The 25,261-nt window shown below is 70.8% G+C and carries 18 protein-coding genes; 10 read left to right on the top strand and 8 right to left on the bottom strand.

Annotated elements, in window-relative coordinates; all coding sequences use genetic code 11:
* The first annotated feature begins 1 nt into the window (after position 1).
* Both ACODT5_RS12340 and ACODT5_RS12335 read left to right on the top strand, forming a co-directional pair.
* A complete protein-coding gene (locus tag ACODT5_RS12340; RefSeq protein WP_422519638.1) occupies positions 2–934 on the top strand; it encodes an ornithine cyclodeaminase family protein in 933 nt (310 codons plus the stop codon).
* Between the two features lie 74 nt (positions 935–1,008).
* Positions 1,009–1,719 (top strand): GntR family transcriptional regulator, encoded by a 711-nt coding sequence (locus ACODT5_RS12335; protein WP_422519208.1) that lies wholly within the window; start codon positions 1,009–1,011, stop codon positions 1,717–1,719.
* 62 nt (positions 1,720–1,781) lie between these two features.
* On the opposite strand, the gene ACODT5_RS12330 is transcribed toward ACODT5_RS12335, so the two are convergent.
* The gene (locus ACODT5_RS12330) at positions 1,782–3,404 is read right to left on the bottom strand and encodes an AAA family ATPase (protein ID WP_422519207.1); all 1,623 of its coding nucleotides are present in this window, start codon (positions 3,402–3,404) and stop codon (positions 1,782–1,784) included.
* Positions 3,405–3,614: 210 nt separating this feature from the next.
* Here ACODT5_RS12330 and ACODT5_RS12325 point away from each other — a divergent pair, with 210 nt between their 5' ends.
* From ACODT5_RS12325 to ACODT5_RS12305, 5 genes are read left to right on the top strand one after another with little or no spacing between them, the layout of a single operon-like run.
* Positions 3,615–5,366: an ABC transporter substrate-binding protein gene (locus ACODT5_RS12325; RefSeq protein WP_422519206.1), complete on the top strand. Its 1,752-nt coding sequence runs from the start codon at positions 3,615–3,617 to the stop codon at positions 5,364–5,366.
* Positions 5,367–5,368: 2 nt separating this feature from the next.
* Positions 5,369–6,340: an ABC transporter permease gene (locus ACODT5_RS12320; protein ID WP_422519205.1), complete on the top strand. Its 972-nt coding sequence runs from the start codon at positions 5,369–5,371 to the stop codon at positions 6,338–6,340.
* Positions 6,337–7,323: an ABC transporter permease gene (locus ACODT5_RS12315; RefSeq protein ID WP_399382957.1), complete on the top strand. Its 987-nt coding sequence runs from the start codon at positions 6,337–6,339 to the stop codon at positions 7,321–7,323. The genes ACODT5_RS12320 and ACODT5_RS12315 overlap by 4 nt, the downstream gene beginning before the upstream one ends.
* Positions 7,323–8,357, top strand: coding sequence for an ABC transporter ATP-binding protein (locus ACODT5_RS12310; RefSeq protein ID WP_422519204.1), 1,035 nt, complete (start codon positions 7,323–7,325; stop codon positions 8,355–8,357). The genes ACODT5_RS12315 and ACODT5_RS12310 overlap by 1 nt, the downstream gene beginning before the upstream one ends.
* Positions 8,354–9,391, top strand: coding sequence for an ABC transporter ATP-binding protein (locus ACODT5_RS12305; RefSeq protein WP_422519203.1), 1,038 nt, complete (start codon positions 8,354–8,356; stop codon positions 9,389–9,391). Before ACODT5_RS12310 ends, ACODT5_RS12305 begins: the two co-directional genes overlap by 4 nt.
* A gap of 111 nt (positions 9,392–9,502) precedes the next feature.
* On the opposite strand, the gene ACODT5_RS12300 is transcribed toward ACODT5_RS12305, so the two are convergent.
* Entirely contained in the window at positions 9,503–11,590 is a 2,088-nt protein-coding gene (locus tag ACODT5_RS12300) for a S9 family peptidase (RefSeq protein WP_422519202.1), read from the bottom strand.
* Between the two features lie 208 nt (positions 11,591–11,798).
* Between ACODT5_RS12300 and ACODT5_RS12295 the strand changes: the two genes are divergently transcribed.
* Positions 11,799–13,250 carry an MFS transporter gene (locus ACODT5_RS12295; RefSeq protein ID WP_422519637.1) on the top strand — a complete coding sequence of 484 codons (1,452 nt, stop codon included), beginning with the start codon at positions 11,799–11,801 and terminating at the stop codon, positions 13,248–13,250.
* A 42-nt stretch (positions 13,251–13,292) separates the two neighbouring features.
* Here the strand turns inward: ACODT5_RS12295 and ACODT5_RS12290 are convergent, their stop codons facing one another.
* Positions 13,293–14,723 carry a cytochrome P450 gene (locus ACODT5_RS12290; protein ID WP_422519201.1) on the bottom strand — a complete coding sequence of 477 codons (1,431 nt, stop codon included), beginning with the start codon at positions 14,721–14,723 and terminating at the stop codon, positions 13,293–13,295.
* A 162-nt stretch (positions 14,724–14,885) separates the two neighbouring features.
* Complete coding sequence (locus tag ACODT5_RS12285) at positions 14,886–15,524, bottom strand: excalibur calcium-binding domain-containing protein (protein WP_422519200.1); 639 nt, start codon at positions 15,522–15,524, stop codon at positions 14,886–14,888.
* Between the two features lie 190 nt (positions 15,525–15,714).
* On the opposite strand from ACODT5_RS12285, the gene ACODT5_RS12280 reads away from it, so the two are divergent.
* On the top strand, positions 15,715–16,347 hold the full coding sequence (locus tag ACODT5_RS12280) for an ADP-ribosyltransferase (RefSeq protein WP_422519199.1): 633 nt from the start codon (positions 15,715–15,717) through the stop codon (positions 16,345–16,347).
* A 65-nt stretch (positions 16,348–16,412) separates the two neighbouring features.
* On the opposite strand, the gene ACODT5_RS12275 is transcribed toward ACODT5_RS12280, so the two are convergent.
* Positions 16,413–18,095 carry a TIGR04141 family sporadically distributed protein gene (locus ACODT5_RS12275; RefSeq protein ID WP_422519198.1) on the bottom strand — a complete coding sequence of 561 codons (1,683 nt, stop codon included), beginning with the start codon at positions 18,093–18,095 and terminating at the stop codon, positions 16,413–16,415.
* A gap of 194 nt (positions 18,096–18,289) precedes the next feature.
* Between ACODT5_RS12275 and ACODT5_RS12270 the strand changes: the two genes are divergently transcribed.
* Positions 18,290–19,945, top strand: coding sequence for an N-6 DNA methylase (locus tag ACODT5_RS12270; protein WP_422519197.1), 1,656 nt, complete (start codon positions 18,290–18,292; stop codon positions 19,943–19,945).
* A gap of 6 nt (positions 19,946–19,951) precedes the next feature.
* On the opposite strand, the gene ACODT5_RS12265 is transcribed toward ACODT5_RS12270, so the two are convergent.
* The 3 genes from ACODT5_RS12265 to ACODT5_RS12255 are packed head-to-tail and all read right to left on the bottom strand — an operon-like array spanning position 19,952 to position 25,185.
* Positions 19,952–22,087: a UvrD-helicase domain-containing protein gene (locus ACODT5_RS12265; protein ID WP_422519196.1), complete on the bottom strand. Its 2,136-nt coding sequence runs from the start codon at positions 22,085–22,087 to the stop codon at positions 19,952–19,954.
* A 30-nt stretch (positions 22,088–22,117) separates the two neighbouring features.
* Positions 22,118–23,371 (bottom strand): McrC family protein, encoded by a 1,254-nt coding sequence (locus tag ACODT5_RS12260; RefSeq protein WP_422519195.1) that lies wholly within the window; start codon positions 23,369–23,371, stop codon positions 22,118–22,120.
* Positions 23,368–25,185, bottom strand: a complete 1,818-nt coding sequence (locus ACODT5_RS12255; protein ID WP_422519194.1) for a DUF4357 domain-containing protein — start codon at positions 25,183–25,185, stop codon at positions 23,368–23,370. The genes ACODT5_RS12260 and ACODT5_RS12255 overlap by 4 nt, the downstream gene beginning before the upstream one ends.
* Positions 25,186–25,261 lie beyond the last annotated feature (76 nt).

The following is a 25,261-nucleotide window of genomic DNA, read 5'->3' as shown; positions in this document are numbered from 1 at the left end:
GATGGCCGGGCTGCTCACCCCGGCCGGCGCCGCCGACGCACTGGCCGGCGTTCTGCTGGCCGGGCTGGACCCGGAGGCCTGCCCGCCGCGCAGCGCCCTGCCCGTGCCCGGCGGCGGGGAGCTGCTGCTGATGCCGGCCGCCACCGGGGCCTACGCCGGCGTGAAGATCGCCGGGGTGGCCCCGGGGAACCCGGCGCTCGGGCTGCCCCGGATCACCGGGTCCTACCTCCTCCTGGACGGCCCCACCCTGCGCCCCCTCGCCCTGCTCGACGGGGCGGCGCTGACCACCCTGCGCACACCGGCGGTCTCGGCGCTGGCGCTGCGCCACCTGGCCCCGGCCGGGCGGCCGCTGCGGCTGCTGATCTTCGGATCGGGGCCGCAGGCGTACGGGCACCTCGAAGCGGTGCACGCGATGCGGCAGCTGGCGGAGGTGGTGGTCGTGGCCCGTGCGGGGTCCGCGGACAGCGCCGCCGGCGCCGAGAAGCTGGCGGCGCACGCGCGGGGGCTGGGCGTTCCCGCCCGGCCGGGGGCGGCGGCGGAAGTGGCCGACGCCGACCTGGTGATCTGCTGCACCACCTCCCGCGAGCCCCTCTTCGACGGGCGGCTGATCGCGCCGGGCGCCACCGTGGTCGCGGTCGGCTCGCACGAGCCGGACGCCCGCGAGGTGGACACGGCGCTGGTCCGGCGGGCGGCCGTGTACGTGGAGTCGCGTGCGGCGGCTCTGCGTGAGGCGGGGGACCTGCTGGTGCCGGAGGCCGAAGGGGCCATCGGAGCCGGTCATATCAGCGGCACCCTGGCCGACCTGGTCGCGGGCCGGATGCCGGGTCCGGGGGCGGCGAGTTCTCCACAGCTCTTCAAGAGTGTGGGCATGGCCTGGGAAGATCTGGCTGTGGCGGTGGCCCTGTTCGAGGCCGCCGGGAGCGGTGTCCACTGAGGAGCGAGCGCAACGTGACATTGTACGCTGTTCCTCCGCACGCCGATGGTGTGAGCGGTCTCGGAGGAAATGCAATGGGTGACCTGAAGCAGCACAGCCTCATCAAGGCTCAGGAACGGCTCCGCGACCAGGTCGGCCACGCCCTGAGGGCAGCCCTGATAGCGGGTGAACTGCGCCCCGGGAGCGTCTACTCCGCCCCCGGCCTCGCGGCCGAGCTCGGCGTCTCGGCCACCCCGGTGCGCGAGGCCATGCTCGACCTGGCCCGCGAGGGCCTGGTGGAACCGGTCCGCAACAAGGGCTTCCGGATCACGGAGGTCAGCGAGCGCGATCTGGACCAGTACACCGAGCTGCGCACGATGATCGAGGTCCCGACCATCGGCCGGATCACGAAGATCGCCACGCCCGAAGCCCTGGAGGCCCTGCGCCCCATCGCGCAGGAGATCGTCACCAGCGCGCGCGAGCACAACCTCATCGGCTACCTGGAGGCCGACCGCCGCTTCCACCTCACCCTCCTCGGCCTCTCGGGCAACGACCGCCTGGTGGAAACCGTCGGCGACCTGCGCAAGCGCTCCCGGCTGTACGGCCTCACGGGCCTCGACGAGGCCGGCAAGCTGGTCTCCTCCGCCGAGGAACACATCGAGCTCCTGGACCTGATGCTCACCGGCGACGCGGAGGCGGCCGAAGCCTGCATGACCCGCCACCTGGGCCACGTCCGCTCCCTCTGGGCCCAGGGCCGCGACGAACCGGTGGGCCGCACGAAGGGCCGCCTGGGCTCGGGCCTCTAGGCCCGGGTCCGGGTAGCCCCGGGTCCGGGTAGCCCCGGGCCCCCGCCTCCGGCCGGCCCGGGTCACCCCTGCGGGGTCGCATCCGCCTCGATGTGGACGACCTCGCAGCGGTATCCGTGGCTCTCGAACAAGGCCTCGTACCGCTTCCACGCGGGCCGGTCCAGGAAGCCGTGGTCTATCACGACCGGTTCCCGGTCCTCCAGAAGCTGATCCAGCTCGCACCACAACTCCCGCTGCACCTGAGCCCGTAGCCGGTCGTGCTCGTCCGTGCCCGGCTCGGCCGGCTCGCGCGCCAGCCGCTCGCGGACATCGTCGTCCAGGGACAGCCGGAAGTAGCCGCGCCGTGCGAGGTCCCGTGCGCGGGCGTCCCTGCCCGACGCGGACGGCCCGCACAGCAGTACGGCGCTCCCGCGCTTGGCGGCGTCGTCACGGGCGAGCAGGTCGAGCACCGCGCGCATCGCCTCCAGCGGCAGGTCGGGAGAGGCGGCGGCAGACATGGCCACGGACTCCGAGTCGTCGCCGAGCAGGCGCAGCAGCGTGCCTGGCGCCGTCCGGGAGTCCTCTGCGACGGCCCGCCGGACGGTGTGGTCCCCGTCCGCCGCCAGCCGCTCCAGCAGCGCGGCGGGCAAGTCGGGGTCGCGCAGCGCGAGTACGCGCATGCGGGCGTCAGGGTCGGCGGCGAACCGGCGGAGCGCCTCGGGCGGAAAGATGAAGTAATCCGCGGGCCGGTCAAGGAACTTCGACCCTCCGTGGCGCCGTTCGATGTCCTCGGCGGTGGCGAGGTCCACGTCGGGCGTCCGCTCCAGAGCGATCATGCGGATCGTCGGGTCCTCGTCGTCGAGCATCCCGCGCACCAGCTCGGCCGGCAGTCGCTCGCTGCAGGCCGCCGTGCGCCGCAGCCCCGTGTAAGGGGAGGCGACGTACGGGACGGGGTCGGTCGCGACCCAGGGGTAGGACTCCATCTTCAGGAAGATGAGGACGAGTTCGCAGAGGACGTCGTCCCCTTCCGCGTTCTCCCAGTCCTCCTCGGCCCGGCGGGCTCCGGCGGTCAGCCCCGCGTGGATCTCGTCGCGGAGCTCCGGCGGGGTGTCCGCGCGGACGAAGACCTTGCCCCGCACGTCGGGACTCGCGTCCTGGGCCAGCAAGTCCCTTACCCGCAACGGCAGCAGCGGGTGGGCGGCGGCCTCGGCCCGCACCTCCTCGTCGGGGTCGGCGGCCAGGGCGGCCGCAGTGTCCGCGTCCAGGTCGAGGAAGCGTACGACGGGCTTGCGCGTGGCCGGATCGGCCAGCAGGGCGGCGTGCAGGTCCCGGGGCGGTCGGTGCCTGCAGGCGGCCACCCGCACCTGCGGGTCGGCGTCGGTGAGCAGAGCCCGCAGGACGCCCCCGGTCAGCTCCGCGCGCCCCTTGGCGAGTGCCTGCCGCACTCGGGCGTCGGGGTCGCCCGCCAGCGCGGCCAGTGAGCCGGCCGACAGATCGGCGCGACCCGCGAGGGCGATCCGTACGTCCGCTTCGGGGTCGGCGGCGAACAGGGCGTGTCGCCCGGCGGCGGCGTCCTCAACCTTCGCGCGTGCGACCCGCACCCGCGGGTCCGCGTCAGCCGCGAGTCGGTCGGCGACGGCAGGGGGCAGCGATTCGGCGTGCGCGAGTGCCTCGCCCTCGCCGCGCGCCAGGAACGCTTCGCACAAGGCGGTGCTCGGGGTGACCCCTTCCCGGCGCGCCAGTCGGAGGGGCGCCTCTCCGTACGGCAGCAGCCGGGGCGGCGTCCCCCATGCTCCACCGCCCGGCCGGATTTGGACACGGCTGGATAACGGCCGCTCCAACCCCTTGTCAGTACAATTTCACATTACTATGTTACCGGTCACATCATAGAGCGCGGCCCTTCACTGGAGTGACCCATGACCAAGCGCACCCAACTCGCCCTCGCCACCGCCCTGGTGGCCGCACTCGCACTCGGCGCCTCGGGCTGCTCCGACCCCAAGAAGGGCTCCGCCGCAGGTGCCGGGGCCTCCAACCCCGCCTCCGCCAACGACGGCAAGATCCTCGGCGGGACCCCCGTCAAGGGCGGGACCATCACCGTCCTGTCCAACCAGGACTTCTCCCACCTCGACCCCGCCCGCAACTGGGTCATGCCGACGATGGACTTCGGCACCCGCCTCCTCTACCGCACCCTGGTCACCTTCAAGGCCGAGCCGGGCAAGGCCGGCAGCGAGCTCGTCCCCGACCTCGCCACCGACCTCGGCACTCCCTCCAACGGGGGCAAGACCTGGACCTTCACCCTGAAGGAGGGCGTGAAGTACGAGGACGGCTCGCCCATCAAGGCGCAGGACATCAAGTACAACGTCGAGCGCTCCATGGCCCCCGACCTCACCGGCGGCCCCGACTACGCGGCCCAGTACCTCGCCGGCGCCGAGGGCTACAAGGGCCCGCTCCAGGGCAAGCACCTCGACTCCGTCAAGACCCCCGACGACCGCACGATCGTCTTCGAACTGAAGCGTCCCGTCGCCGAGTTCTCCGCGACCGCGACCCTGCCCACCTTCGCGCCGGTCCCCGAGTCCCAGGAGAAGGGCACGCAGTACGACGCCCGCCCGTTCTCCTCCGGCCCGTACAAGATCGAGTCCTACGACCGCGACAAGAAGCTGGTCCTGGTCCGCAACGAGCACTGGGACGCCAAGACCGACACCGTCCGCAAGGCCTACCCGGACAAGTTCGTGGTCGTCATGGGCCTCAAGGGCGGCCAGATCGACGACCGGATCATCGCCGGGGAGGGCGCCGACGCCTCCTCCGTCCAGTGGTCCGACATGCGGCCCGAGAGCGCCCCCAAGGTGCTGCCCAAGCCGGAGATCAAGTCGCGGCTGCTGGCCGAGTCCCAGGGCTGTACCGAGATGCTCCAGATGAACAACTCCCGCGCCCCCTTCGACGACCCGAAGGTCCGCGAGGCCCTGCAGTACGCCGTCGACAAGGAGGCCGTGGTCACCGCGGGCGGCGGCCCGGCCCTCAACGAGGTCGCCACCGCCTACCTGCCGCCGGCCCTCTCCGGCGGCAAGCAGGCCGACACCCTGAAGATCGCGCCCTCCGGCGACCCGGCCAAGGCCAAGGAGCTCCTCAAGGCCGCCGGCAAGGAGACCCTGAAGGTCTCCCTGGCCGTCTCCACCGGCGACAAGGGCAAGGCCGAGGCCATCCAGCAGGGCCTGGCCCGCGCGGGCGTCGAGGTGGTCATCGACACCGTCGACCCGGGCGCCTACTACGACGTCATCGGCGACACCACCACCGCCCCCGACCTCGTCCTGTCCGGCTGGTGCCCCGACTACCCCTCCGGCTCCACCTTCCTCCCCTTCGTCTTCGACGGCCGCACCATCAAGACCAAGGGCAACTCGGGCAACTACTCGCAGTTCAAGGACGACGCGACGATCAAGCGGATCGACGAGATCAACGCCATGGCCGACGCCAAGGAGGCCAACCAGGCCTGGATCGACCTCGACGCCGAGATCATGAAGAAGTCCCCGGCCGTCCCCGTCCTGCTGGAGCGCAAGCCGCTGCTCGTCGGCACCAACATCGCCGGCGCCTTCGGCCACCCCGTCTGGGTCGGCCAGCTCGACTACGCCACCATCGGCCTCAAGGACCCGGCCAAGAGCCAGGGCCAGGGCTGATCATGACCGCCGCCCTCGCCGCCGACCCGGGCTCCCCGGAGGCGGCGGACGCGGCGGCGGCCAAGGAGATCCCTCCGGGCAGCAGCCCCTGGCAGCTCGCCCGGCGGGAACTCCGCCGCCGCCCCGCCGTCCGCGTCAGCCTCTGCGTCGTCCTCCTCTTCGTCCTGATGGCCGTCACCGCCCCCTGGCTGGGCGCGCTGGGCGGCTGGTCCCCGGACGAGTTCGACAAGTCCGCCATCGACCCCTACCTCGGCGGCCAGCCGCTGGGCTCCTTCGGCGGGATCAGCCCCGAGCACTGGCTCGGCGTGGAACCCGTCACCGGCCGCGACCTGTTCGCCCGCGTCGTCCACGGCGCCCAGGTCTCGCTCCTCATCGCCTTCGCCGCCACCGCCATCGTCGTCGTGACGGGCACCGCCGCCGGAATCGCCGCCGGCTACTTCGGCGGGCGCACCGACGCCGTCCTGTCCCGGCTGATGGACCTGACGATGTCCTTCCCGTCCCTCATCTTCATGATCGCGATGCTGTCGGTTGCCAAGGACGTCAACCGCATCGTCCTCATGACCGTCGTCATCGGCGTCTTCGGCTGGCCCGGCGTCGCCCGCGTCGTCCGCGGCCAGGCCCTCTCGCTCAAACACCGCGAGTACGTGGACGCCGCCCGCGTCGGCGGGTCGAGCTCCTGGCGGATCCTGACCCGCGACATCCTCCCGGGCGTCTCCGGCCCGGTCATCGCCTACACCACCCTGCTCATCCCCGGCATGATCAGCACCGAGGCCGCGCTCAGCTACCTCGGCGTGGGCGTGCGCCCGCCCACCCCCTCCTGGGGCCAGATGATCGCCGAGTCCGTGGCCTTCTACGAGACCGACCCCATGTACTTCGTCATCCCCAGCCTCTTCCTCTTCCTCGCGGTCCTCGCCTTCACCCTGCTCGGCGACGCCCTGCGCGACATCCTCGACCCGAGGGGCGGCCGGACGTGATCCTCTACCTCGCGCGCCGGCTGCTCGCCCTCGCCGGCGTCCTCCTGGCCATCGCCGCCGTCACCTTCCTCATCTTCTACGTGCTCCCCTCCGACCCGGCCGCGGCCGCCTGCGGCAAGACCTGCAGCGCCGAGCGGCTGGCCGACGTACGCGCGTACCTCGGCCTGGACCGGCCGCTGTGGCGGCAGTTCGGCGAGTTCCTCACCGGGATCTTCACCGGACGCACCCTCGGCACCGGCCAGTACGCCGTCCAGTGCGACTTCCCCTGCCTGGGCTACTCCTACGAGAACTCCCTGCCCGTGTGGGACCTGCTGATGGACCGGCTCCCGGTCTCCGCCTCCCTCGCCGTCGGCGCCGCCGCCCTCTGGCTCGTCCTCGGACTCGGCGCGGGAGTCACCGCCGCCCTGCGCAAGGACACGGCCACCGACAAGGTCCTCATGGTCGGCGCGGTCGCCGCCGCCTCCCTGCCCGTGTACTTCACCTCCGTGATGCTCATCTACGGAGTCATCCGGATCGCCGGGCTCCTGCCCTACCCCACCTACCAGGCCTTCACCGACAACCCCCTGGCCTGGGCGAGCAACCTGCTCCTGCCCTGGACCGCGCTCGCCCTGCTCTACGCCGCCATGTACGCCCGCCAGAGCCGCGGTTCGATGATCGAGGCGATGGCCGAGCCGTACATCCGCACCGCCCGCGCCAAGGGAATGCCCGAGCGCACCGTCGTGGTCAAACACGGACTGCGCTCCGGGATGACCCCGATCCTCACCATCTTCGGCATGGACCTCGGCGGCCTGCTCGCCGGCGCCGTCATCACCGAGTCCATCTTCGGACTCCCGGGCATCGGGCGGCTGTTCTACGGGGCCCTGGTCAGCTCGGACCAGCCCGTGGTCCTCGGAGTCACCCTGCTGGCCGCCTTCTTCATCGTCGTCGCGAACCTCGCCGTCGACCTCCTGTACGCCGTCATCGACCCGAGGGTGAGGTACTGATGGCTCCTCCTCACGAAGCCGCGGCCCCCGCGGCCCCGCTGCTCCAAGTCCGCGACCTGCACGTCACGTTCACCACCCCGCGCGGCACCGTACGCGCCGTCGACTCCCTCGGCTTCACCGTCGAGGCCGGCCGCACCCTCGGCATCGTCGGCGAGTCCGGCTCGGGCAAGTCCGTCACCTCCCTCGCCGTCATGGGCCTGCACCGGGGCGCCGAGATCGGCGGCTCCATCGCCCTCGCCGGACAGGAGCTGACCACCAAGTCCGAGAAGGAGCTCTCCAAGCTGCGCGGCCGCAAGATGGCCATGATCTTCCAGGACCCGCTGTCCAGCCTGCACCCCTACTACACGGTCGGCGAGCAGATCGCCGAGCACTTCCGGGTCCACTTCCGGGCCGGCCGGGCCGCCGCGAAGCGGCGCGCCGTCGACATGCTCGGCGAGGTCGGCATCCCCGAACCCGCCCGCCGGGCGGGGGAGTACCCGCACCAGTTCTCCGGCGGCATGCGCCAGCGCGCGATGATCGCCATGGCACTGGCCTGCGAACCCGAACTGCTCATCGCCGACGAGCCCACCACCGCCCTCGACGTCACCGTGCAGGCGCAGATCCTGGAGCTGATCGCCGGGCTCCAGCAGGAGCGCGGACTCGGCGTCGTCATGATCACCCACGATCTGGGCGTGGTCGCCCGCGTCGCCCACGAGGTGCTCGTCATGTACGGCGGCCGGGCCGCCGAACAGGCCCCGGTCGACGACCTGTTCGCCGACCCGGCACACCCCTACACCCGGGGGCTCCTCGACTCCCTGCCCCGGCTGGACGACGCCGACGACGAACCGCTGCGGGCCATCCCCGGCTCCCCGCCCTCCCTGCTCGCCCCGGCCCCGGGGTGCGCCTTCGCCCCGCGCTGCCCCGTGGCCGCCGCGGCCGACGAAGCGGACCGCGAGCGCTGCGCCACGGTGCGGCCCGAACTGCGTGCCTACGGCGACGCCGGCCGCGAGTCCGCCTGCCACTTCACCGGCGCCGTCCGGGAGGTGACCCGATGACCACGGCCAACCAGCCCGACACCGGCACCCACACCCGCACCGACCGGGTCCCGGCGGCCCGCGGCGAGACCCCGCCCCCGCTGCTGCGCGTGCGCGACCTCACGATGTCCTTCCCCGGCAAACGGACCGCGACCGGGCGCCGGGGGGCGCCCGTGCGCGCCGTCGACGGAGTCTCCTTCGACCTGGAGGCCGGCCGCACCCTGGGCCTCGTAGGGGAATCGGGCTGCGGCAAGTCCACCACCGGGCGGATGCTGGTCCGGCTGCTGGAACCGACCTCAGGCAGCGTCGAGTTCGACGGCAAGGACATCAGCCGGCTCTCCCAGGGCGCCCTGCGGCCCCTGCGGCGGAACCTCCAGATGGTCTTCCAGGACCCGCACTCCTCCCTCAACCCCCGCCAGACGGTGGCCCGGATCATCTCCGACCCGCTCCTGGTGCAGGGTTCGAGCGCGGCGGACGCCCGCCGCCGGGCCGCCGAGCTGATGGAACTCGTCGGACTGATCCCGGAGCACATCGACCGCTATCCGCACGAGTTCTCCGGCGGCCAGGCGCAGCGCATCGGCATCGCCCGGTCGCTCGCCACCAGCCCCCGGCTGATCATCGCCGACGAACCGGTCTCGGCGCTGGACGTCTCCGTCCAGGCGCAGATCGTCAACCTGATGGAGCGGCTGCGCGCCGAACTGGGCCTGGCCTACGTGTTCATCGCGCACGACCTCTCCGTCGTCAAACGGGTCAGCGACCGGGTCGCGGTCATGTACCTCGGCCGGATCGTGGAAATGGGCGACAAGAAGTCGCTCTACGAGAACCCCCAGCACCCGTACACCAGGGCGCTGTTGTCCGCCGTACCGCTGCCCGACCCGGCGGCGGAGCGGCGGCGCGAGCGGATCGTGCTGCTCGGCGATCCGCCGAGTCCGGCGGCCCCGCCCCCCGGCTGCACCTTCCACCCCAGGTGCCCCGTGGCGCAGGAGATCTGCCGCACCGAACGGCCGCTGCTGCGGACGGTCGCCTCCCGCGAGGTGGCCTGCCACATGGCGTAGCCCCGGACGCCCGGGGGACCGGCGGGGAACCCGGGTACGGGAAGGGCCCCGGAGCGATGATCTCGCTCCGGGGCCCTTCCTTCGTTCGGGTGGTTTCCGTTCCGGCGGCGCTCAGGCCAGGCCCAGCTCCTTGCGGAAGAACTCCAGCTCCAGGGCCATGACCTTCTCCCGTACCCCGCCCGGGGTCATGTGCGTGACGCCCGGCAGCGCGAGCAGCTGGTGCGGGCGGCCCGCGTCGGTCAGGGCCTGCGAGAGCCGCAGGGTGTGGGAGGGATGGACGTTGTCATCGGCCAGCCCCGTGACCAGCAGCAGCGGCCGGCGCAGACCCGCCGCGTCGGAGAGCAGGCTGTCCCGCTCGTACACCTCCGGGTGCGCCTGGGGCAGACCCAGGTACCGCTCGGTGTACGCCGTGTCGTACTGCCGGAAGTCGGTCGGCGCGGCCCCGGCCGCCGCCGCGTGGAAGACGTCCGGGCGGCGCAGCACCGCGAGCGCCGAGAGGTACCCGCCGTACGACCAGCCGCGGACGGCGACCCGGGTCAGGTCGAGGTCCCCGTGGCGCGCCCCGAGCGCCTGCAGGGCGGCGACCTGGTCCTCCAGGGTGACCTCGGAGAAGCCGCGGTACATGGCGTGGGTGAACCGCGGCGAGACGTGCGCGGTGCCGCGGTTGTCGACGGTGACCACGGCGAAGCCCTGGTCGGCCCACCACTGCCGGTGCTGCCAGCGGCGCGGCTCGGCGCTGACGTCCTGCATGCCGGGGCCGCCGTAGCTGTCCATCAGGACGGGCAGCCGCGTGCCGGGGACGTGCCCGCGCGGCAGCACCAGCGCGGTGGGCACCCCGTGCTCGGTGACCCGCTCCAGGACCGGGACCACCCGGTACGGCAGCGGCTGCGACAGGTCGCCGGGCACGAACTCCCGCCCGTCGGCGGTCCGCAGGACGCGCCGGATCCCGTCGGCGTCGGCGGAGGTCAGCAGCAGCGCCCCGGCGGCGGACTGGACGGTGTGCACCCCGGGCCCGTCCGCGAGCGGGGCCACCTCGCCCGTGTCCGGGTCCAGCAGGAGCACCTGCTGCTCGGCGGGGTCGCGCTGCCCGGCCTCGATCAGCAGCCGGTTCCCGTGGGTGCCGGCCACCTTGCGGACCTGGAGCCCGTCCCCGGTGAGCAGTACGCCGTCCAGCGCGAGCGCGCGGGCGGCCCCGCCGGGGGTGTCGGCCGAGGTGAGCATCCGGCCGTCGGCCAGGCGCGCCGGGGTGCCGGGCAGCATGGGGTCGACCCACTGGGGGTGCGTGGTGCGCGACAGCTCCCGGGTGCGCCCGGTGTCCGGGTCGGCGGAGAGCAGCAGGACGTTCTGCTGGAGCCGGTCCTGCACGGTGAGCAGGATCTCGGAGTCGCTCTCCCAGGCCGCGTCGGAGACGTACGGGTAGGTCTCGGTGTCCCAGTCGAGCCGCACGGCGGCGTCCGGGCCCGGTCCGAGCACCCAGAACCGCACGTCGGCGTTGGGGCCGCCCGCCTCGGGGTACGCGAAGTCCTCGGCCGCCAGCTCCGGGTGCGCCGGGTCGGCGAACCAGCGCCGCTGGAGGGCGGATTCGTCGACGCGGGCGGCCAGCAGGCGCTCCCCGTCGGGGGACCACCAGTGGCCCCGGTGCCGGTCGAGTTCCTCGGCGGCGGCGAACTCCGCGACGCCCCAGCGGGCCCCGTCGTCGGGGCTGACCCGGCCGCCGGGGACGGTGTGGAGGGCGTCGCCGGTGACGTAGGCGATCCGCGAGGCGTCGGGGTTCGGGCGCGGGTCGAAGACGGGCCCGGCGGTGGGGAGTTCCTTGGGCTGCGCGGGCGCTCCGGCGTCGGCGGCGAGGGTGACCTCGTACAGGCGCCCGTAGAGCGCGAACACCGCCGTGCGCCCGTCGGCGGAGAGCGCGTACGAGCCGATCCCGGCGGCGACGAGCCGCGAGCGTTCGCGCAGCCGTCGCTCGACGACGGGGAGGGGCGCGGGCTCGGGGGACAGTTCGCGGGGGTCGGCGAGCCGGGTTTCGGTGCCGGTGGCGGTGTCCAGGACCCAGAGGCTGTCGAAGGGATCGGTGGGTCCGGTGGAGCGGAGGAACCAGAGGAGCCGGCCTTCGTCCCCGAAGGAGAAGGCGCGCGGGGCGCCGTAGGTGAAGCGGGCGGTGCTCGCGGAGAGCCTGAGGAAGTCATCCATGCGATCCATGAAATCAGTGTGTCATGTGAAATACCACATGGCATATGTCGCATAGGCTAGGCCGTTCGAGTGGTGACACCCCGGCCACAGGTTTAGCCTCGAAAAAGTGGACCCGAACGCTACGCCGAGCAGTACCAGCACCGGGACCGAGGGCAAGGTCCAAGGCAAGGAAGGCCGTCACGGACTAGCTCTGCTCGTGCTCGCCTCCTGCCAGCTCATGGTCGTTCTCGACATCACCATCGTGAACATCGCGCTGCCGCACATCCAGACCGCACTCGACTTCTCCACCGAGAGCCTGTCCTGGGTCGTCAACGCCTACACCCTCACCTTCGGCGGCCTGCTGCTCCTCGGCGGCCGCACCGGCGACATCCTCGGCCGGCGGCGCGTCTTCATCTTCGGCGTCCTGCTCTTCGGCCTGGCCTCGCTCCTGGGCGGATTCGCCCAGAACTCCGGCCAGTTGATGGCTGCCCGCGCCCTCCAGGGGGTCGGCGGCGCCATCGCCTCGCCGACCGCCCTCGCGCTGATCACCACCACCTTCCGCGAAGGACCCGAACGCAACCGGGCCTTCGGGGTCTTCGCCGGCGTCTCGGCCGGCGGCGGCGCGATCGGGCTGCTGGCCGGCGGGGTGCTCGTGGAGTGGCTGAACTGGCGCTGGGTGCTCTTCGTGAACGTCCCGATCGCGCTGCTGATCGCCCTGGTCACCCCGAAGGTGATCCGCGAATCCGCGCGCCGGCCCGGGCACTTCGACCTCGCGGGCGCCCTGCTCTCCACCCTCGGCATGGTCGCGCTGGTCTACGGATTCATCCGCGCGTCCCAGGACGGCTGGCTCGACGGGCTGACGCTCGGCTCCTTCGCCGCGGCCGTGGTCCTGCTGACCCTCTTCGTCGTCAACGAACGGCGCTCGCCCCAGCCCATCACCCCGCTGCACATGTTCGCCGACCGCAACCGGGCCGGCACGTACGCGATCATGCTCTTCTTCGCCTGCGCGATCTTCGGCATGTTCTTCTTCCTGACCCTGTTCGTGCAGAACGTGCTGGGCTTCAGCCCCCTGCGGGCCGGGCTCGCCTTCCTGCCGGTCAGCGCGATGATCGCGGTGACGGCGGGGATCACCTCCCAGGGGCTGCCCAAGTTCGGGCCCAAACCGTTCATGGTGGCCGGCTCCCTCTTCTCGGCCGCCGGCCTGGCCTGGCTCACGCAGACCGACATCCACTCGACGTACCTGGGCAGCATCCTGGGACCGATGCTGCTCTTCTCCGCCGGCATGGGCATGCAGTTCGTGTCCCTGACCCTGATGGCCCTCTCGAACGTCCCCGACCGGGAATCGGGCGCGGCCTCCGGACTCCTGAACGCGATGCAGCAGGTGGGCGGTTCGCTGGGCCTGTCCATCCTGGTCACGGTCTTCGGCACGGCCAGCCGCAACGAGGCCAGGGACCAGGTGGGCTCCTTCCTGCGCACCGCCACACCCGAGCAGAAGCTCTTCTTCGCCAAGACCAAGCAGTTCCCGAAGCCCTGGAGCGACCAGGTCCTCACCTCGGGCGTCAGCGCGGCCTTCGTGGCGGCGGCCGCGTTCACCCTGGTCACGGCGCTGATCGCGCTCTTCGTCATCCAGGTGCGGCCCTCGGACCTCGCCCGCCTCCAGGGCAACCACACCCCGGCGCCGGGCGCCTGACCCCGGCCCCTCAGTCCCTCAGCCCCTCAGCCCCTCAGCCCCTCAGGCTCCCAGGTGGCGGATCCGGCAGCGCGCGGGGCTGGTGGTGCGCAGGGTGATCCCGGCGACGACCGAGATCTCGGTGTCCACCGCCTCGAACTCGTAGGTCCGCAGCAGCATCGCCAGCGCGATCACCGACTCCAGCATGGAGAAGTGCTGCCCGATACAGGCGCGCGGACCGCCGCCGAAGGGCAGCCAGGCGTAACGCGGCCGGGCCGCCTCCGCCTCCGGGGTGAACCGGTCGGGGTCGAAGCGCTCCGGGTCCGGCCAGTAGGCGGGGTGGCGGTGGGTCACCCAGGGCGCCACGATCACATCGGCGCCGGCCGGGATGGTGTGCCCGTCGACCTCGGCCGCAGCGACCGAGCGGCGCCCGAGGACGGGGGCCGCCGGATAGAGCCGCATGGCCTCCTTGAGCACCTGGGTGAGGTACGGGAGCCGCTCGAGATCGGCGGCCCCGGGCGTACGGTCTCCCAGGACCGCGGTGATCTCGGCGCGGGCCCGGGCCTGCAGATCGGGATGGCGGGCCAGCAGGTGGAGGGAGAAGGCGAGCGAGGTGGCGGTCGTCTCGTGCCCGGCGAGCAGGAAGATCAGCACCTGCTCGCGCAGCTCGGTGGCGTCGAACTCCCCGTCGTCCGCACTGCCGGCAGCGGCGAGCAGCGACAGCAGATCGTCCCCCGCCCCCTCGCTACCACCACCACCACCACCACTACTACTCCTACTACGGCGCTCGGCGATGATCCCGTCGCACACCGCGTACAGCTCGTCCATCGCGGCGGCCGCCCGCTTGTTGCCCGGAGTGGGCCAGTCGCGGGGGAGGTTGACGGGGGAGTAGCCGCGGCGCATCACATAGTCGGTGATGACCGGAAAACACCGGTCCACGACATCGGCGGCGGCGTCCACGTCCGTCCCGAAGAGGATCCGGGCGACGGCGCGCAGCGCGAGCTCCATCATCTCGTCGGAGACGTCGACGACCCCGTCCGGGGCCGCCTCCCAGGCGGCGAGGGCGGAGGCGGTCTCGGTAGCCACCGCTTCCGCGTACCCGTCCACCCGCCGCTTGGTGAACAGCGGCTGGACCAGCCGCCGCTGGCGCAGGTAGTCCTCGTCCTGGCTGGTGAGCAGACCGTTGCCGAGGGCCTCGCGGATCTCTTGGTACAGGGCGTTGTCCTTGCGGAAGTTGGCCGCCTGCGAGGCCAGGACCTGCTGCGCCCCCTCCGCCGAGAACACGCAGTGCAGCTCGGTGCGCAGCCCTGGGGGACCGGCCGCGATCCGCACGACGTCACCGTGCCGGTGCCGCGCCCGCTGGTACGTCCCGAGGGCGTCCGACTTCAGGTCGGCGAGCGACCCGAGCAGCGGGGCGCCCTCCAGCCGCGGTATCTCCGTACCACCGACGCCACCGCCAGCGGTGCCCGTCCGTGCCGCTTGCGCTGATGCCATGGCTCCGCCCGCCCTCAGAACTGTGCCGACCGGGCGATTCTGGGGGCGGACCCCCATCGGGGGCTAGGCCTGCGGAGGCATGGCCGAATTTCGCCGCAGCGCGGGGCGGCCCGGCCGCGTCGCGCCGCGGGGCTCCCCAGCCCCTCCCTCCCGCTTCCCCTCCTACTTGTCGCAGGCGATGCCGTCGCTGTCCCGGTCGAGGTGCTTGCCGTAGCCGGGCTCGCCGCGCCGGATCGGGGCGGCGCCGGCGGCCCTGGCCTCGGTGCAGTTCGTGTAGTGGACGTCCCTGGGGCCGGGGGCCGGGGTGGGGCTGGACTTCGGCTGCTTCGGCTTCGGATGCCCGGGGTCCGCGGAGGGGCCCGGGTCCGCGGAGGGGGCCGGCGCCTTGGCGGGGCTCGACGCCTTGGGGGGATGCAGGGAGGCGCCGGCCGCGGCCGGGCACGGGGCCCCGGGTGCGACGAGCGAGATCTCGACGGTGGTGTCGCCCGCCACGGGGGTGCCCGCCGCCGGGGTCTGGAAGCAGACCGCCCACTGGCCGTGATCGGTGGCCAGCGGGACGTCGTCGTAGGCGCTGCGCGCCTCGACCGGCTTGGTGAGCACCGGTGTGACGAGGGTCGCGGCTCCGGCGGACGTCTTCCCGATGAGCCCCGGCATCGAGGGCCGGGACCCGGTCGGGGTGGGCGCGGACCCCGGCGTGCCGGAGCCCTTGCCCTTCGCGGTGGCCGGCTCCCCGCACCCGGCGAGGAACAGGGCGGCGGCCCCCACGGCGGCTGCCAGGGCAACGCCTCGACGCACGGACATGAAATGCCCCCCCAAGCTCACGCGGCGTGGAACCGCCGTGGTGCGCGAGCCTACCCGGAGCCCCCCAGCCCGGCAGGATCGTTCCATCATCAACTCGCGCCCCGTCCAAGGCAGTAGAGGCGAAATTCGACACGCTCACCAACGAGTGAGGATGCCCCCGGGCGCAGCGGGAGGGCGCCAGGATGGGCCCATGATCACCATTCGTGCCCTGCGCCGTCGCGCCGCCGTCCTCGCGACCGTCCTCGCCGCCGCCCTGCTGCCCCCGGCCTCCGCCTCCGCGTCCGCACCCGCCGCCCCCGGATCGCTCCGCGCGGCGGCTCCCGCGAACTCCTGCCCCCGGGTCCGGGACCACCTCTTCGCCGCCGCCGACGAACGCGTGGAGGTGGAGCGCATCACTCCCTCCCCGTCCTGGCGGATCAACTGCAAGCAGCTCTATCGCTCGGACGGCCGCCCGCCGTCGGTGGTCTTCGAGGAAGGCTTCCTGCCCAGGGACACCCTGAACGGCCAGTACAACATCGAGAGTTACGTCCTGGTCAACCAGCCCTCCCCGTATGTCTCCACGACCTACAACCACGACCTGTACAAGTCCTGGAAGAGTGGCTGGAACTACTACATCGACGCCCCCGGCGGCGTGGACGTCAACCAGACCATCGGCGACACCCACAAATACGCCTCCCAGGTCGAGGTGGCCTTCCCGGGCGGCATCGCCCGCTCGTTCATCGTGGCCGTCTGCCAGGTCGACACGGTGAAGAAGATCGAGATCATGAGTGAGTGCCAGGACAACCCGCACTACGAGCCCTGGCGCACCAACTACCCGGGCTAGTCAACGTCCTGCACGGCCGGGACCTGCCATCCGGTCGTGCGCGCGTCGGTGCCGGGGTCGCTCCGTTACGCTGCCGCACTCAGAGGCTGCGAGGTTGAGTCGGCGTCGCCTTCCGGGATGCCGATGACCTCGACACTCACCCCTCGGGCTGCCAGAGCCTTCGCGGTCTGCGCGATGGTGATCTGCGAGAAGCCGAAGACGGACTCTGCTGTCAGGTTCTCGCGGTTCTTGAGCAGCATGGCCAGAATGATCCGCTTGGGCGTGAAGTTCTCCGGAAGCATGCAGCTGCCTCCGCTGAGGCGGGCGGCCTTCGCCGTGAACTCTGCACGGACCTGGGCGGACTCCTGGAGAACCTCCACCGCCACCCTGGCCTGTCCGAACAGGTGACTCAGCGGGCTGGATCCGCCTGCGCGCTTGACGAGGATCAGGATGCCGTCGGGCGTGAGCAGGTCGCAGATCTCGAGCTGGTCCCTGCGCCGTACGGGATTGGCGACGTTCTTGGTATCGAGACAGACCCAGCCCGGCTGGTCATCGGCCACCCGGTTGTTGTACGCGTTTTCGGACTCCCCCTTGAGCCAGGCCGGGAGGGAGGCGGAGGGGGACGGCGAGAACAGGGCACCCACGGAAGCCCGGCACTCCGTCACATAGCTCGCGCCGGCCTCGTACCACTCTCCCTCGAGGAGGAAGAACCGCCTGGAGCCGAGAGAGGCGTCGGCCTCCAGCCAGGCCAGCGGCGTGGTGGTGGCCAGTGCGCCGGCGGCACTTGCCCGACGGTCCCTGGTGAGGGTCACGGTTCCCTCGCGCAGCACCTGCAGGCGCCGACCGGGCGGTGCGAGCCGGGACCGGGCGAGTACATAACCGAGGTCGAAGTCATCGGAGTGCCAGACGTCACTGCTGTTGATCCGGGTCATGTACGCCGTGGCCTCCGTGTAGGCCGCGTGATGCTCGGAGGGGACCGAGGCGGAGGTCCGGCCGTCGGCGGGCCGGCCGAGCCGGTCGTCCAGATCCCGCTCGAGTGCGTCGAGGACCGTCGGGTCGCTGACCGGAGCGATCTGGTCGACGAACTCCAACTCCTGATGCGGGATGTCCTCGCGGCAGATCCTGGCGATGGTCCGCAAGTCCGAGAGCAGGGCCTCGGGGTCGATCCCCAAAGCGATCCTCAATCCGGATCCGCCCTGGGCGCTGACGGGCTTTCCGCGGGTGTACCGCGAGCGGGTGAGGGGGAGGTCGTCGAGGTAGCCGCCCAGGCTGCGCACGATGCGCGAGTGGTCACGGATGCCGAGCATCGGGACCGGCGCCCCGCCCGGAACCAGGGAAATGTCGGTGCGCGCCTGCCCGAGTGACCGCGAGACCGCTCCGCGGATCAGCTTCGGATCCATCTGCCGGATGGCGAACGAGAGGCCGAAGCGCTTGTCCTTGAGGTGGTCGGGGACCAGTCGGTACCCCTGGTCGCAGCCGATGGCGTACACCATGCCGTCGACGGCGAGCAGGAGAACGGCCGCGGTGCGGCGGACGCTCTCGGCGACCGTGATGCCGGTGGTGCGCGACATGGGTTCACACCACGGGGCCTCGCGATGCTCCATGCCACACGTGATGTAGACGGCCGGCACTCCGAGTGCAGCCGGGAAATGAAGATCGGCCCCGAGCTTGTCCAGATATGCGTGGTCGAGGTTGTCGAGCATGGCTTCCGGAGTGGGATCGACGCCGGTCAACCGGTAGACGGTGCGTACCGCGGTGTTCGTCGACAAGGGGAGCCTCCTGGAGCAGCGGGCGAGGTTTGAAGGGCGGGTGGGATACATCGGCGCCTTCATGTCGCGGCCGAACCGGACGAGGGCAGGTGTACAGAAAGCCGAGTACACGAAGAATGTTGGCATGGGTCTGTGTGCACTGTCAACAGACTATCAATCTAGAGATCATGAGATGCTCCGTGTACGCTGGACTCATGACGGACGCTGCAACTTCATCGGTTGGCCCGCTTGTCACCGGCGCCGAGATCGCTCGACTGGCCGGTGTCACCCGGGCTGCGGTCTCCAACTGGCGTCGGCGCTACGATGACTTTCCGGCGCCCGTAGGAGGCGCCGCGAACAGCCATCTCTTCGCGTTGGTCGAAGTTCAGGAATGGCTGGATAGACAGCGCAAAAGCCAGGAGATGTCGCCCGAGGTCGAGTTGTGGCAGGCTCTGCGGGCCGTGTACGGGGACCAGCTGGTGACGGGCCTGGCGGAGGTGGCAGGGCTCCTGGCCGAGAAGCCTGTCCCAGGACTACCGGATGACATTGCGTCCCTGGTGCGGGGGCTCGCCCGGACCGAATCGCCCGTCGACATTGTGAACGGTCTGACGGAACGGTTCGTCGACTCTGCTCGGCGTGCGGGATCGGACCAGGTGAGTGCCGAGCGTGTGGTGCGCGCCGTGTGCCATTTCGCTCCCGAACTGCCCTCCGACGCAACGGCCTTCGATCCTGCGTGCGGAATCGGAGTGCTGCTGCTGTCCGTCACTTCCCAAGTCGGCATGCGCTGTTACGGGCAGGAGGTGGATGCTGATGGTGCCCGTTTCGCGCAACTTCGCGCGGACCTTCTGGGGCGGTCGCAGGTTCGTGTCGCGGCAGGTGATTCCCTCCGGGCGGACGAGTGGCCGGGCCTCAAGGTCGATCTCGTCGTCTGTGACCCGCCGACCGGTGTGACCGAGTGGGGAAGGGAGGAATTGCTTCTCGACTCGCGCTGGGAGCTAGGTACGCCTTCCAAGGCCGAAGGGGAGCTTGCCTGGCTCCAGCACGCCTATGCACACACCGAGCCTGGTGGCCATGTCCTCATGGTCATGCCGGCCTCGGCGGCCTACCGCAAGGCCGGCCGCCGGATCAGAGCGGAACTCGTACGCCGGGGCATCCTGCGCAGAGTGGTCGCCCTGCCGCCGGGGACGGCGACCTCGCACGCCCTGCCCGTCCATCTGTGGAGTCTGCAGCGTCCTGAGAGCACGGGCAACGTGGACACGAGCCGTACCGTGCGCATGATCGACCTGACCGGCAACAGCCCGGACGGCAGCCTGGATCCACGCCCCGGCCAGGTTGCGGACGTGCCGCTGATCGAACTCCTCGACGACACCGTCGATCTCACCCCCGGCAGTCATCTCCATGCCCGGGACCGTGACTATCCCGGTGAGTACACGGCCCTGCGCAAGGAGCTGGAGGAGCGGGTCCGTCGACTCGTCGCACTTCTGCCCGAGTTGGATGCGGGGGATGGGCCGGGCTCGCTGGACGGTGCGACCACGAGCGTCGCGGATCTCGCCCGCGCCGGGCTCGTCGCCTACGAGGACTCGGAGCCGGTCTCGGCCAGTGAGCAGCTCGACACGGACTACCTGCAGGGATTCCTGCGCAGCTCCATCAACATCCGTAGGTCCACGAGCGCCAGCGGTAGCTACCGTCTCGATGCTCGCGGGGCACGTATTCCCCGCATGAACATTGACGAGCAGCGTCGCTACGGCTCGTCCTTCCGGGCGCTGTCCGCGTTCGAGGAGGAGATGCGCAAGACCGGCGAGTTGAGCCGGCAGCTTGCCGAAGTCGCTCGTGACGGTCTAGCCACGGGAGGTCTCGCGCCGGAGGAGTGAGAACGGTCAGACCACGTGTGGCAGAAACGGGCTCGGAGTTCCGCTCGATGTCACGCTCAGTGATTCGCGCGCGCGAGTGCAGGCGACGAAGAGCAGGCAGCGTTCACGAAGCAGGTCGGCGTCGTGCTGGAGCGGATCCGCTTCACGCGGGGTGACCTCACGGACGAACGGCACGGTGCCCTCGCTGACGCCGAGGACGGAGACCGCCCGGAACTCCAGCCCTTTCATCGCGTGCATGCTCGCCAGCCGGACGCCCTGAGCCCCCGGCGCGAACTGGCCCTTGACCCGGAGCACCGGGATACCGGAGGCCTTGAGCCTGTCCTCGGCAGCGTCCAAGGAGAGGTTGAAGCGTGCGCACACGCCGATCTCGTGTGCTGCAAGACCTCCGGCGAGCAGCGCCTGGATTCGTTCCACCAGGGCGTCGATCTCCTCCCGCTGGGTCCTGTACACCTGGACCTGGGGGTGGCGCCCGTGGAGCAGGGAGCGGTATCCGGTCAGTGAGTCCGCTCCCTCACCTTCGAGCGCCTCGATGCTGACTGGAGCAAGGAGGCGTGCAGACCAGGTGAGAATCTCCTCAGTGGAGCGGTAGTTGACGCGCAATCGAAAGCTGCGTCCGGCTGTGGCGATGCCGAGAGAACCGAGTGACACCCGGGAGTCGTAGATCCGTTGGTGCGGGTCACCGGTGATGAAAAGGTCGTCGGGACCGGAAGCCACGGCGGCGCGCAGCACACGCCACTGCGCCGGGTGCAGATCCTGGGCCTCGTCGACGACGACATGGGCGTAGGGGGCCGGCCTGTCGGTCAGGAATTGCGCCGCGCGGGCGCAGACCCGCAGATACGTGGTTTCGCCCCGGTCTCGCAAGAACTGTTCGAAGCGCTCCACACCGCTCCACACCACGCGGCGGCGCGTGGGGCCGAGGCCGGTGCCACGGCCGCGGCGGCCCGCGCCGAGGTACGTGTCGAGATCACGGATGTCCTGCGCGAGTACGACGTGGCGGTACTCCTGGGCAAGGAACCGTGCCGTGAACGGCAGGTCGAGCTGCTTGACGACCTTTTCCCATACATGCCGCTGTTCCCTGTCCCCGATCGGACGGGGCGTTACCCCGGACCTCGTACGCACGACGCTGTTGGCGTAGGCGTCGACCGTCGTGACGTCGACCCTCGTCAGCAGTTCCTCGTCCCCGTCGAGGAGGAGGCCGAGCATCTCGCGCAGTCCGGCGGCGAGCGCATTCGTGTACGTGGTCAGCAGAATCCGGCTGCTTCCGTGGCGGCGCAAAAGATGCTGGACCCGGTGCAGGGCGGCGACCGTCTTGCCCGTCCCGGGGCCACCCGTGACCTGGATGGGGCCCCCGTACGACGTGCGGTAGGCGACGCGCCGCTGGGAGGGATGGAGAAAGACGCGCCATGCCGCGAAGGGCTTCTCGAGGATCTCCTCCAGCTCCTGCGGCCCGGTGACCAGTCGGATCCGCGCCGGAGTGTTGGCGATGACCGTGGCCAGGTCCTCGACAGGCTCGGCGGGGGCGTCGGCGGGCCGGCGGACGACCACGACGTCCCGGTAGACCTCCTCCGCGCTGAACCCTTCGGCAAGGTACTGCAACACCTCCAGCTGGTCCTCGGGCAAGAGGGTGGAGAACGCCTCCAGCTGGGCCTTGTCCACCATGGAACGTGCGGCGCGCAGTACCTGGTCGTCGAGGCCGAGCCCGCGCAGAGTGCCGTCTGAGACATGAGCGAACAGCCGTCGGGGTGCGTTGGCCGCAGCCGTCTCGTACAGCGGAGTCAGCTCGTCCAAAGCGACGGCGTTGCGCACCTCCAAGGCCCTGGTGGCGGAATTCGCGCTGTAGAGACGCTTCGACGCCCACGTGTAGGCGTCGTCGTGCGGCAGGACGTTGACCAGGAGGAACACGTCGCTGCCGTCGGCAGGGGCGAGAACGACACCTCGCCAGAAATCCGTGATGCGGATGGTGCGCATCCGTGGGTCACGTGCGTTGCTCACCGACTCCAGGTGCAGGCCTTTGTCGGCGTTGAGTTCGGCAGCGCTCAAGGCCTGGAACTTTCCCATGGCCTTGCGCACTCCGGCTCGCACCGGCTTCTCCAGCATGTCGTAGCCGTCCCAGAAGCTCTGGGCGAAGGCAAGTCGGGGCATGGAGTCCCTGCCTCTCTGCATGGCGCTGTTTCACGATCGAGGGTGTGGAGCCGTGGCAGCCATTCCTGAGGCGAGCTCACGGAAGGCAGACAGGAGGACCTCTGGTTCACGGGAGAGGTCGAGGGTGTGCTGGTACAGCCGCACAGCTCGTCCCTCCGGGCCGGCAGTCGTTCCGCGCACCTCGTGGAAGCGCGTCGGCTGCCGTCCCGCGGCGTACACGAGATGAGCCTCGGGCAGGCCGAGCACGGTGGCGTAGGCCAGGGCCTGGTACAGGTCGTCGTTGAGGAGCCCGTCGGCCTTCTCGACCTTGTACTTGGCGTCGACGACGGCGACCGGAGTGCGTCCGTCCCCCGTGCGGACGACGAGGTCGGGACGCATCCTCACCAGTCCGGCGGCGTCGAGGTGGTGGGTGTCCTGGAGTTTCGCGGTCAGGCCGTGTTCACGGAGCGCCTCGCGCAGCGCGACCGTGACGAAGTCCTCGAACAGTTTGTTCATGTCGATCAGGAAGCCGTCTACCGCGAGGGCTTCGGTCCCGCTCGGCCGGTGCTCCGGCGAGGCGCCGCGCAGGACGGCTTCGGCGAGTCGTAGTGCGGGCTGGTAACGGGAGTTGAGTCGCGATGGATGCCAGCGCGGCAGCTCCTGTCCCCGTATCAGGGGCAGCGCGTCGGCGAGGCGTACGCGGTGGTGGGCGAGGCGTCGGCGGACCTGACCGGGGACTCCCGGGAGCCGCAGCAACTGCTCCACCGCAGCGCGCAGGATGCGGTTCTCGTCGGTGTCGGTCGTGTACGCGTCGTACCTGATCTCCACGGGTGGCGTCCGGCCGAAGTGCCGGCGGACCTGCTCGGCTTCGCGCAGTCGCCCGCGGACGATCGACGCCGTCTCCTCCACCTCGCGGTAGCCCTGAAGTATCCCCTGGCGCAGAGCCGAGTCGATCTGCCGTTCCACAGCGTGCGCGAGCGCGGGCACGACGTCGTCGTACGCGCCCGTGTCGACCGTGCCCTCCTTGCTGTCGCGCCATGCGCGTGCCGGGTCGAGGCTGAAGCCGAGGAGGAAGAACAGCCTGCTCACGGGGGTCTTGGGCATGATCCTCACGACAGGACCGCCAGGGATACGCAGGGCACCGACCCGACTGCCGGCCCGCAGCAGCCAGTGACCCTCCCGGCCGGGATCCGGCGTCGCGCTCTGCAGGATCCCGGCGGCGGCGAGAGCCCGCCCCACCTCGGTGTCCAGGGGGACGGAGAGCGCGGGACCGTACTCGCGCAGCGTCACCTCCGGCACGGTCACGGACGCTGCTCGCGCAAGGCGTCGAGGCCGTAGCGGGCGACGACGTCGATGCCCTCGCCGTAGTGGTGCTCCTCGAGCAGGGGAAGGATCTTCGTGCGCCAGGTGCGTTCGAGTCCGCCGTCGCGGTACACGCCGGGCTTCATCAGGTACGAGGGCCCGACAGCGAAGTCCGCGTCGTCGATGCGGGCATTGAGAGCATCGAGGAGGCGCGCCGGCTCCAGGTCCTTCTTCTCCCGTTCCAGCCAGCGTTCGAGCAGTCCGGCGGTCGGCTCGACGCGGGGGGCCAGTTCCACGAACGCGAATCTGCGCCGCATCGCCGCGTCCACCAGCGCGATCGACCGGTCGGCGGTGTTCATCGTGCCGATCACGAAGAGGTTAGGAGGCAGCGCGAAGTCGTCGCCGGAGTAGGTGAGACGGACGGACTTGGTCCGGTACTCCAGCAGGAAGTACAGCTCACCGAAGACCTTCGCGAGATTGGCACGGTTGATCTCGTCGATGATCAGGAAGTGCGCGATGTGCCGATTGCCCTCGCGGGAGGCGAGATCGGCGAGTTCCCGCAGCGGCCCTGCGGTCAGCCGGAAGGCCACCTCCCGCGTCTCCGGGTCCTCCACGGGCCGGAATCCCTCGAAGAAGTCCTCATAGGCGTACGACGGGTGGAACTGCACGATCTTGACCTGCTCGGGACCGCCGCCGAAGTGCTCGGCCAGCTTCATCGCCAGATAGGTCTTGCCCGTGCCCGGCGGGCCGTAGAAGACCAGCTGCCTTTCGTCCACGAGCAGTTCCCGGACCTCGTCCAGCCAGGACCGGTCATGGACGAGGAGGTCGCGGGCGACTGCCTCGGTGATGTCGGGCAGTGACAATTCCCGCTGTGCCGGGCGCTCGGTGGCGGGTTGCCGGCCGGGGGAGTCGGCCGCCGTCGGGTCGGAGGCCGCGGTGAGTCCGTCCAACGCGTCCAGGACGACTGTCATGTCGACGACGTCATGCTGCACGGAGAGCTTCTGCTGTACCTCCTCGGGCAGTTCCTCGTACGCATGACTCTCGGGGCGCCAGGAGACAGCACGTCGCAGATTCGACAGTCCGTCCGAGGAACCGGTCTGCACGGAGTCCCCGGCAATCTGCCCGAGGTGGAGCCTGCCGTCGCCTATGGTCGCGACCGTGTCGCCGACGCGCATCTGCGTCAGGAAGCCGTGCAGCTCCTCGACGAGGTCCCGCTTCTGGTTGTACGAGGCTGCGCCCTCGTAGCCGTCTTCGACGAAGCGGCGCAGCGCGCTCTTCGTGGGATCGCTCTCCTCCAGGGGCGGCAGATGAGCGCCGGCGAGCGATACGAATCCCTCCTTCAGCCACAGCTGCCGCACGAGGTTGTGCCCCGAGACGTTGGAGCCGCGCACGAGCCACGCTTTGCGCGGTGCGCGCCAGCCGGTGGAGAGGTAGTCGCCGAGCGGGTGGCCGTCGGCGGTTCGCCAGGCCTCCGGGCCGGAAGCGTCGTAGCCGTGCACCAGAGTGGCTGCGGCCGAGGAGGAGTTGCACGGGATGTCCCGTGTCGTCACCCATCGTGGCGTCGTCTCCTGCAGGTCAGGGGTGATCGGGGCATCAGTGAGTGCGCCGCTCGCCCGTAGCTCCGTACGCAACCGACGCCCGTGGTTGCCGAGCCCTGGCCAAGTCTCTGCCGCCACCATCGATCCCTCGTGCAGGAGGAACTTGTGCGTGCCGTTCCCCCCGAACTCGGTCAGCAGGTGCCCGTGTGCCTCTCCACCGTCTTTGGAGAGCTTGATGCGGAACTCGGGCGCGCCGGGGAGGCGGTCGGGCTGCGGCATGAGTGACCTTCCGCGTGGATGGAGCATGCGTGAACACCGCACACTCTAGCTGTTGACACTGTCAAGTGATTCGGGC

This window comes from Streptomyces tatrensis, from assembly GCF_049310065.1.
Taxonomy (GTDB): domain Bacteria; phylum Actinomycetota; class Actinomycetes; order Streptomycetales; family Streptomycetaceae; genus Streptomyces.
Note: the sequence above shows the minus strand (reverse complement) of the source record. Positions and strands in the feature narration are given on the sequence as shown.